Here is a 247-nt window from a genome sequence, read left to right on the forward strand (position 1 = left end):
TGTTTTACCGTGGGCAGCGCTCATTACATGCTCCCTACTTCTTCAGGAATCTCGAAGAATGTCGGATGGCGATAGACTTTGCTGTTGGAAGGCTCGAAAAGCGGGCCTTTTTCCGACGGGCTGGAGGCGACGATATCATCCGAGCGCACCGCCCAGATGGAAACACCTTCATTGCGGCGGGTATAGACATCACGCGCATTATTGATCGCCATTGCAGCATCCGGTGCGTGCAGGCTGCCAACATGAC

Annotated in this window: 1 protein-coding gene; it reads right to left on the reverse strand. The window is 54.7% G+C overall.

The features are described from left to right. Nucleotides 1-23: 23 nt before the first annotated feature. Nucleotides 24-247: 1,2-phenylacetyl-CoA epoxidase subunit PaaB (gene paaB, locus HBA93_RS22610; protein WP_221724729.1), on the reverse strand; the 224-nt coding region annotated here is incomplete at its 5' end.

It is taken from the genome of Ochrobactrum sp. SFR4 (assembly GCF_019730395.1).
Lineage (GTDB): Bacteria > Pseudomonadota > Alphaproteobacteria > Rhizobiales > Rhizobiaceae > Pseudochrobactrum.